We start from the raw sequence: 8,923 nt of genomic DNA, 5'->3' as shown, positions 1-8,923 counted from the left end.
CGCGTCCGGCTCCGACGAGGAGGTGCGCTCCGACGTCGTCGACCTCGAGGGTCGCCCGCACGTCGTCGGCGTCACCTGGCCCGAGGGCGAGGTCTCCGAGACCGCGACCGTCGAGCTCCGCGAGGAGCGCGAGGGCGAGTGGGGGGCCTGGCAGGAGATCCACGTCGAGGCCGAGGAGGGCCCGGACCCGGGCACCGAGGAGGCCGAGCAGGCCCGGGCCGGCACGATGCCGTGGGTCTCCACCGCGGACGCGCTCCAGGTGCGGGTCGTCGGGGACGACGAGAGCGACGGGGAGGCGGCGCGGCTCGACGTCGTCGACACCACGGTCACCGCGGCCGACGAGGCCGTGACGGCGGACGTGCGCGGCGGGGCCGCCGCGGCGGCGTCGCGTCCGACGATCCACTCCCGTGCGGCGTGGGGGGCCGACGAGAGCATCCGGAGGGGCTCGCCGTCGACCGGCGAGGTGAAGGCGGCGATCGTCCACCACACGGCGGGCTCGAACAACTACTCGCAGTCGCAGGTCCCCGGGATCCTGCGCGGCATCTACTCCTTCCACGTCAAGGGCAACGGCTGGAACGACATCGGCTACAACTACCTCGTCGACAAGTTCGGTGGTGTGTGGGAGGGCCGCTACGGCGGGACGACCCGGGACATCTCCGGCGCGCACGCCGCCCCGTTCAACAGCAGCTCCTTCGGCATCAGCGTGCTCGGCGACTTCACGTCGTACACGCCCCCGGCGGCGGTGCCGGCGGCGCTGGACGGGGTCATCGGCTGGCGCCTCGGCCTCAAGGGCATCGACCCCGCGGGGACGACCTACCTCGAGGGGGAGGGCACCTCGCCGACGGTCATCGGGCACCGTGACGTCAACCAGACCTCGTGCCCGGGCGCCCGGCTCCACGCGATGCTGCCGAGCATCCGCACCGACGCCCGCGCCGCCCAGGGCACGATGCTCTACCAGCCGTCGATCAACCGGACGCGGTACGGGTACGGCAGCGCGGGGGTGACGGTCGCGACGGCCGCGAGCCGCGCCCTCACCTGGCGGCTGACCGTCACGAGCCCCTGCTCCGACGGCCCGGTCGCGGAGTCCTCGGGCAAGCGCTCCGGCGCGGGCGCCTTCACCGCCTCGTGGAACGGGCGACGGGCCGACGGCTCCTTCGTCCCGCCGGGCCGCTACACCGTGACCCTCACCGGAGCGAGCGGGACCGGGACACGCGCGACGGCCCTGTCGAGCAGCTGGACGCTCGACGTCGTCGCCCGCAGCGACTCGCCGCCGAGCCTGTGCCCACCGCGGCTGTCCGGGAGGGACCGCTACGCCGTCGCCGTCTCCGCGGCCGTCGAGAAGGACTCCCGCACCCGTCGGGTCGTCCTCGTCAACGGGGCCTCGGGGAAGATGGCCGACGCGCTCGTCGCCGGGCCCCTGGCCCGGTCCGACGACGCCGTCCTCCTCCTCACCCGGGCGGGGTCGCTGCCCGCGGTGACCCGCAGCGAGATCGTGCGTCGTGGCGTCACCGACGTCACCGTCGTCGGCGGGACCGCGTCGGTCTCCTCGACCGTCGTCCGCGAGCTGCGCTCGGCCGGGGTCTCCCGGGTCGAGCGGGTCGAGGGCGAGAGCCGGTACGAGGTGGCCGCGAACGTCGCCCGTCGGATGGCCGGTGGCGCCCCCGTCACCGACGTCGTCGCCGCGAGCGGGCAGGAGGGCAGGATGGCCGACGGTCTCGTCCTGTCCGGCCCCGCGGCCGCGCTCGGGCGCCCCATCCTGCTGCTGCGCAGCGGCGAGGTGCCCGAGGCCACCGCCGCCGCCGTCGCCGAGCTCGGCGTCCGGCGCACGGTCGTGGCCGGTGGCACCGCCACCGTCTCCGCCGAGGTGCTCGCCGACCTGCCCCGGGCCACCCGGCTGTCGGGGACCTCTCGGTACGCGGTGAGCGCGACCGTCGCGTCGTGGGCCCGCGGCCAGGGCGTCGACGTCTCCGGCGTCCTCGTCTCCTCCGGGGTCGACGCCGCGCTCGCGGACACCCTCAGCGGCGGCCAGCTCGCCCGGCCCATCCTCTACGTCCGGGCCGACGCCTACCCCCGCGCGGTGCGGACGTGGCTCGCCGGTGCGGCGACCGACGAGGTGACCGTCCTCGGCGGGACCTCGAGCGTGTCGATGGTCACCGGTGGGGCGGTCCTCGCCACGGTGACCCGATGACCTCGTCCGGTCGCTGGGTCCGGGCCGCCGTCGGCGCGGCGGTGGTGCTCGCCCTCGCCGCGCCGGCCGCCACGGCCGACGACGGCACGTGGGGGGTGGACCTGCCGCGTCCGGTCCCGGGGGCGGACCCTGCCGAGGCCGCGGAGGTCGCGGAGGGGCTCGCGGCCGCGCCCGACGTGGCCGCCGCGGAGTCCTCGTCGTGGACCCTGTCCGGCTCGGGGTGGGGTCACGGCGTCGGGATGAGCCAGTACGGCGCGTACGAGATGGCGCGGGACGGGTACTCGGCGGCCGACATCCTCGGTCACTACTACACCGGGACCGACTACGAGCGCCGCGACGACGACGCCACGGCCCGGGTCAACGTCCGCAACCGGGCGGCCTCGGTGACGCTTCGCACGAGCGCCCTGTCGAGCGGCGGAGGGTCCTTCCGGGTCACCGTCGCGACGGGCGACGGCGACGTCGACATCCGGGGCGGGGCGGGCGACGTCGTCACCGTCCGGCCGTCCGGCGGGTCGATGGCGGTGTCGTGCTCCGGGTGCTCGGGGACGCGCAGCGCGACCGGGGCCCGGCCGACGGTCCGCTTCGACGACGACCGCACCCTGCTCGTCGTCGACGGCGCCGGGTCCTACCGGGACGGGCTGCTCCGCGTCACGCGCACACCCGGCGGCTCCACCCTCGAGGCCGCGATGTACGTCCGCGTCCACGACGAGTACCTCGACTACATTCGCGAGGTGCCGTGGTCCTGGCCGGCCGCGACGCTGCAGGCCCAGGCCGCCGCGGCCCGCGGGTACGTCCTGCGGAACATCGCCGCCGGGGTGAGCTCCTCGTGCAACTGCCACGTCTACGACGACACCCGCAGCCAGGTCTTCGGCGGGTACCCGACGTCGTCGGGCGACCGGCGGTACTGGCCCGGCTGGACCGACGCCGTGCGGGCGGCGGGGTCCTCGGACCAGGGGTACGTCGCGACGTACCGCGGCTCGATCATCGAGGCCTACTACTCCTCCTCCAGCGGGGGGCGCACCCAGAACAGCGAGGACGTCTGGACCGCCGAGCTGCCGTACCTGCGCAGCGTCGACGACCGGTGGGCCCAGCGCTCGAGCAACCCACGCGCGCACTGGACCGCGGCCCCGAGCCGCAGCGGTCTCGCCTCGGCCTTCGACCTGCGCGACGTCGTGCGCCTCGACCTGTCCGAGCGCTACGTCTCCGGTGCCGTCGCGTCGGCGACGGCCACCTCGTCGACCGGCGCCACCCGGACCCTGTCGGGCGAGAGCCTGCGCTCCCGGCTGCGGCTGAACTCGACGTACGTCGAGCGGCCGACGACGCGGCTCGGCGGCTCCACCCGCTACGCCGTGGCCGCCGCCCTCGCCCGGACGCACTCCTCGTCCGCGCGCACCGTCGTCGTCGCGAGCGGCGCCACCGAGAAGCGGGCCGACGCCGCCGTCGCCGGCCCCCTCGCCCAGTCGCTCGACGCGCCGCTGCTGCTCTCGACGGGGACGGCGCTCCCGGGCGCGACCCGCACCGAGCTGGCCCGGCGGGCCGGGACGCTGCGCGAGGCCGTCGTCGTCGGGGGCGAGGCCACGGTGTCCCAGGACGTCGTCGAGCAGCTCGAGGCCCGCGGGCTCACGGTGCGCCGGATCAGCGGCGCCGACCGCTACCGGGTCGCGGCCAACGTCGCCCTCGACGTCGCCGGGCGGGGCCGCGTGACGGCGGCCGTCGTCGCCTCCGGCACGGCGCTCGCCGACGCCCTCGGGGCCGGAGGGCCCGCGGGGGCGGAGCACGAGCCGGTGCTGCTCACCCGCGCCGACGTCCTGCCCGGGGCGACGGCCTCGGCGCTCCGCTCGACGGGCGCGACCTCGGTCCGGGTGCTCGGCGGCGAGGCGTCGGTGTCCGGCGCGGTCGTCCGTGCCCTGGAGGGCACCGGCGCGCGGACCGACCGCATCGGCGGCGCCGACCGGTACGAGGTGGCGGCGGCCGTCGCGTCGTTCTACCGTCCGCGGCTCGCGGCGGCGACGCACGTCTCGCTCGCCAGCGGCGCCGACGCGGCCCTCGCCGACGCCCTCACCGCCGGCAGCGTGCCGCGGATGACCCTCCTCACGACCCGGGCCCGGCTGCCCGAGGCGAGCACCCGGGTCCTCCAGGAGTCCGGGGACCTCGAGCGGGTCGTCGTCATGGGCGGGACCGCCTCGGTCTCCGGCGGCGTGCGCACCGGCGCGGCGCGACGCTGAGCCGGTCGGCTCGGGCGGACGCGGGGCGGCGCCGAGCCGGTCGGGTCCCGCGGACGCGGCGCCGGAGAAGAACAGGCGTGTAATTCCCACGATCTGCTTGCGGCGTGTGGTACCGCATGAAACAAATGTGGTGCTCGTACATCCGATGTGCCTCGTGTGACTCATGGGACCGGATGACCGAGTGCGTCCGGACCCCCTGCCCCGGACGCAGGTCTCGCCTCGTTTGGAGCATCGCGTGTCCCTGCCCCGCCCTGCCCGACCGGCGCTGCGTCGGGTCCCCACCCGCACGATCGGCGCCGTCTCGGCCTCCGTCATCGCCCTGCCCCTCGGGGCCGCCGCGGCCCAGGCCGCCTCGGTCCCGGTGCCGCAGCCGAGCCGGTCCCTGCCCTCCGCGCTCGACGTCGCCCCGCCGTACCAGGGCGGGTTCCGCTGCCTCAGCGAGAACCAGCCCGGTCCGGTCGCCTTCGCCAAGCTGCTCGAGCAGACGTACGGCAAGCACGCCTACGGCATCCTGCGCGGCTGCGACCAGGAGCACGGGGAGGGCCGCGCGCTCGACTGGATGCTCGACGCGCGCAAGGCCGACGAGCTCGAGGTCGGCAACACCCTGACCCGCTGGCTGAGCGCCAAGGACAGCCAGGGCCGGCCCGGCGCCATGGCTCGCCGGTTCGGGATCAACTACATGATCTGGAACCGGAAGATCTGGAAGGCGTGGGCCCCGGACAAGGGATGGGCCGCCTACAGCGGCTCCTCCCCGCACACCGACCACATCCACATCTCCTTCACCTGGGACGGCGCGTACGCGCTCAACTCGTGGTGGACCGGCCGGGCCCGCACGGACTACCTCACCGGACCGATGAAGACCGGCGGCACCGAGTCCCTCGACCGCTACGTCTCGACGACGCTGCGCCGCGGCTCGACCGGGGCCGCCGTGCGCGCGCTCCAGGGCGCCATCGGCGGGCTCTCCGTCGACGGCTCCTTCGGCCCGGCGACCGAGGCACGGGTCAAGACCTACCAGGGCTCGAAGGGTCTGCCGCGCACCGGTGTCGCCGACCGCGCCGTGTGGGACGCGCTGCGCGGGGCGTCCTCGGGCTCGTCCGGGTCCGGATCCGGCTCGGGCTCCGGGTCGGCCTCCGGCTCCTCCGGGTCGGCCTCGGCCGCCGACATCGACCGCTACGCCTCGACGACCCTGCGACGCGGCGCCCGCGGCGAGGCCGTCCGCGTCCTCCAGCGCGCGGTCGGCGGGATCGCCGTCGACGGCTCGTTCGGCCCGGCGACCGAGGCGCGGGTCAAGAGCTACCAGGGCTCGAAGGGTCTGCCGCGGACCGGTGTCGTCGACCGCGCCGTGTGGGACGCCCTCGCGGGCCGGTCCTCCGGCGGGTCCGGGGCCTCGTCCTCGGCGCACCCCCTCGCGAAGTACTCCGGGGTCACCCTGCGGCTCTGGAGCCGCGGCGAGGCCGTGAAGGCGCTGCAGAAGGCCGTCGGCGGGCTCGCGGTCGACGGCTCCTTCGGACCGCGGACGCAGTCGCGGGTCGTCGCGTGGCAGAAGAGCGTCGGCCTGGCCGCCGACGGTGTCGTCGACGCCAAGGACTGGAAGGCCCTCATGGCCGGCGGGTCCGGTGGCGGCGCGTCGTCGGGTGCGTCGTCCGCCTCCTCGGGCTCCGCGGGCTCGGTGGGCTCCGGGACGGGGTCCTCGACCTCGTCCTACGCCTCGACGACGCTGCGTCGCGGTTCGGCCGGCGCTGCCGTGCGGGCGTTCCAGCAGGCCGCCGGCGGGCTCACCGTCGACGGCCGCTTCGGGCCCCGGACCGAGACCCGTGTCGAGAGCATCCAGCGGGCGAACGGGCTGCGGGTCACCGGTGTCGTCGACGCCAGGACCTGGACGGTCGTGCTCGCCAGGAGCGCGCCGCTGTCGGCGCACTACGACACCGTCCTGAAGCGCGGGGCGCGCGGGGAGACCGTCCGGGTGCTCCAGCGGGCGCTCGGCATCACGGCGGACGGCTCCTTCGGGCCGCAGACCCAGGCCGCGGTCAAGGCCGCCCAGAAGCGGGCGAGGATCGCGCAGACGGGCGTCGTCGCCCGGGTCACGTGGAAGGCGATCGAGCGCCAGATGTGACGCCTCCGTGGGAGGGTCGACCACGCCCTGACGGGGTGGACCCTCCCACGGCGTCCGTCCGGCGCCCGTCCGGTGCCCTCAGCGGTCCGACGGCGCCGTGCGGAACTGCGCCCGGTAGGCCGACGGCGTCGTCCCGGCGACCCCGCGGAAGTGGTGCCGGAAGGTCTCGACGGACCCGAAGCCGACCCGTGGGCCGACCGCCTCGACCGGCAGGGTCGTCGTCTCGAGCAGGTGCTGCGCCGCGTGCACGCGCTGCCGGACGAGCCACCGGTGCGGGGTCTCACCGGTCTCGTCCCGGAACCGGCGCAGGAAGGTCCGCCGGGCCATCCCCGCGTGCCGGGCGAGGTCGTCGACCCCGAGCGGCTGCTCGAGCCGCGAGAGCGCCCAGTCCATGACCGCCGAGGCGCCGACCCGGTCCGGCCGCGCCGGACCCATCGGCCGCGGGACGTACTGCGCCTGCCCACCGGAGCGGTGCGGGGGGACGACGAGCCGCCGCGCGACGGACGCGGCGACGTCGGCGCCGTGGTCGGTCCGCACGAGGTGCAGGCACATGTCGATGCCGGCGGCGCTGCCCGCGGAGGTGACGACGTCGCCCTCGTCGACGTAGAGGACGTCGGGGGTGACGGTGACCGCGGGTCGGGCGCGGGCCAGGCGCTCGACGTAGCGCCAGTGCGTCGTCGCCCGGCGGCCGTCGAGCAGCCCGGCCGCGGCCAGCACGAACGCCCCGGAGCAGACCGACACGACCCGGGAGCCGTCGCGGTGCGCCGCCCGCAGCGCCTCGAGCAGGGCGGCGGGCGGGGTCTCGTCGGGGTCCCGCCAGCCCGGGACGACGACCGTGTGCGCTCCGGCCAGGGCGTCGAGACCGCGGGCGCCGTCGAGCACGAGCCCGCCGAGCCCCCGCAGCGGCCCGGGCTCCGCGGCGGCGACCTCGAAGGAGTACCAGGGGAGGGAGAGCTCCGGGCGGGGCAGGCCGAAGACCTCCGCGACGATGCCGAACTCGAAGGTGCAGAGGCCGTCGTAGGCGACGGCGACGACCCGGGGACGCTCCGGTGCGGTCATGGCGCGATCTTACGGGCACTGGTCACCCGTGCCACTGGTCGTCGAGGTCACGACCGGGCGAGGCTGGGGGCCCCGCCCCTCCCCGGAAGGACCCTCCCGTGCCGAGCAGCGTCACGACGCCGACGACCGCCACCCGCCCCGCGACGCCGGGTCCCGGCCCGATGACCGAGGAGCGCCTGTTCATGACCGAGGAGCGCCTGCTCGCCTTCTTCGACGCGTGCTCCGCCGGCGACCCGGACGCGATCGCGGCGTTCTTCACCGCCGACGCCGTCTACCTCGGCTCACGCGGTCCCGCGGACGACGGCGTCGTCTTCGAGGGGCGCGAGGCGGTCCGCGCCGGGATGGCGGCCTTCCTCGGCGGGTACGCGGACGCGTCGTACCGGGACGTCGACGTCCGGGTCGGCGGCTCGTGGGGCCTCGCGACGTGGACCTTCCACGGGACCCCGCACGGCGGCGTGCCGTCGAGCTACCGGGGGGTCGACGTCCTCGCGTTCGAGGGCGACCTCATCCGGCGCAAGGACGCCTTCCGCAAGGAGCGGTCCGAGCCGGCCGGCGGTGACGGGTCGGGGTCGGTCGGCGGTGACGGGTCGGGGCCGGGCGTCAGACCCCGGTGACCCCCTCGGTGGCGAGCCGGGCCGCGAGGACGTCCGCGTCGGGGGCCCCGCGGGTCAGCACGACCGACCCGTCGCCCGCCCAGGCGCGCAGGACGACCTCGAGCAGCGTGGCGGTCTCCCCGGTCGCGACGTGCTCACGGACCGGTCCGGCACCGGTCGGGACGAGACCCGCGTAGGTGAGGGCGCCCTCCGGGGTCCGCAGCGCGACGGCGTCCGCGTCCGGCTCGTCCCACGCGGTGAAGACGTCGCCGTGCGTCGCGAGGTCCTTCGCCTCGTCGACGGCGCCCGGCGGGACGGGACCGTCCGCCGACCGGGCGAGCGCGGCGAGCGTCACGAGCACGGCGACCTCGCCCTGCTCGCAGCGCTCGGGGTCGTCGGTGACGACGACGTCGACCGGGGTGTCGGCGTCCGCTCCGGGCAGGACGACCTCGGCCCCGACGGACCACACGGCGAACGCCCAGTAGACCGAGCGCCAGTGCGCCGGCAGGTCGAGGAGGACCCGGGTGCCGGGGGCGGCGTCGAGGTCCTCCTGCAGGAGGTTGCCGGCCTTGGAGACCCAGTTCGCGACGACCCGCGCCGACAGCTCGATGCGCTCGCCCCGGGTGGGGCCCTCGGTGTCGTCGTACGTCGTGATCCGCGGGCGTCCCGGGTCGGACTCGACGAGACGGGCGAGCAGGGCGGCGGGGGTCTCGGGGCTCATCGTCCGCACCGTACCCCGGCTGGC

At 76.2% G+C, this 8,923-nt stretch carries 6 protein-coding genes; 4 read left to right on the top strand and 2 right to left on the bottom strand.

Going from position 1 to position 8,923, the window contains the following annotated elements:
• From KC207_RS11680 to KC207_RS16930, 3 genes are all read left to right on the top strand, one after another.
• On the top strand, window positions 1-2,188 hold a 2,188-nt coding region (locus KC207_RS11680; protein WP_211603231.1), incomplete at its 5' end, for a cell wall-binding repeat-containing protein.
• Window positions 2,185-4,413: a cell wall-binding repeat-containing protein gene (locus tag KC207_RS11675; RefSeq protein ID WP_211602723.1), complete on the top strand. Its 2,229-nt coding sequence runs from the start codon at window positions 2,185-2,187 to the stop codon at window positions 4,411-4,413. The genes KC207_RS11680 and KC207_RS11675, both read left to right, overlap by 4 nt.
• Window positions 4,414-4,648: 235 nt before the next feature.
• Entirely contained in the window at window positions 4,649-6,526 is a 1,878-nt protein-coding gene (locus tag KC207_RS16930; protein ID WP_249138661.1) for a peptidoglycan-binding domain-containing protein, read from the top strand.
• 78 nt (window positions 6,527-6,604) lie between these two features.
• On the opposite strand, the gene ftrA is transcribed toward KC207_RS16930, so the two are convergent.
• Entirely contained in the window at window positions 6,605-7,585 is a 981-nt protein-coding gene (gene ftrA, locus KC207_RS11655; RefSeq protein WP_211602722.1) for a transcriptional regulator FtrA, read from the bottom strand.
• A gap of 98 nt (window positions 7,586-7,683) precedes the next feature.
• On the opposite strand from ftrA, the gene KC207_RS11650 reads away from it, so the two are divergent.
• Window positions 7,684-8,199, top strand: coding sequence for a nuclear transport factor 2 family protein (locus KC207_RS11650; protein WP_211602721.1), 516 nt, complete (start codon window positions 7,684-7,686; stop codon window positions 8,197-8,199).
• Here KC207_RS11650 and KC207_RS11645 read toward each other — a convergent pair.
• Window positions 8,186-8,899, bottom strand: coding sequence for a TIGR03089 family protein (locus tag KC207_RS11645; protein ID WP_211602720.1), 714 nt, complete (start codon window positions 8,897-8,899; stop codon window positions 8,186-8,188). The genes KC207_RS11650 and KC207_RS11645 overlap by 14 nt on opposite strands.
• Window positions 8,900-8,923 lie beyond the last annotated feature (24 nt).

This window comes from Phycicoccus avicenniae, assembly GCF_018139485.1.
Taxonomy (GTDB): domain Bacteria; phylum Actinomycetota; class Actinomycetes; order Actinomycetales; family Dermatophilaceae; genus Phycicoccus; species Phycicoccus avicenniae.
The sequence above is the reverse complement of the archived record's forward strand: the minus strand, read 5'-3'. Positions and strand labels throughout refer to the sequence as shown.

Bases quoted from the DNA above. Each gene is read 5' to 3' on its own strand.
- KC207_RS11675 (WP_211602723.1), top strand. From the start codon at position 2,185: ATGACCTCGTCCGGTCGCTGGGTCCGGGCCGCCGTCGGCGCGGCGGTG.
- ftrA (WP_211602722.1), bottom strand. From the start codon at position 7,585: ATGACCGCACCGGAGCGTCCCCGGGTCGTCGCCGTCGCCTACGACGGC.
- KC207_RS11645 (WP_211602720.1), bottom strand. From the start codon at position 8,899: ATGAGCCCCGAGACCCCCGCCGCCCTGCTCGCCCGTCTCGTCGAGTCC.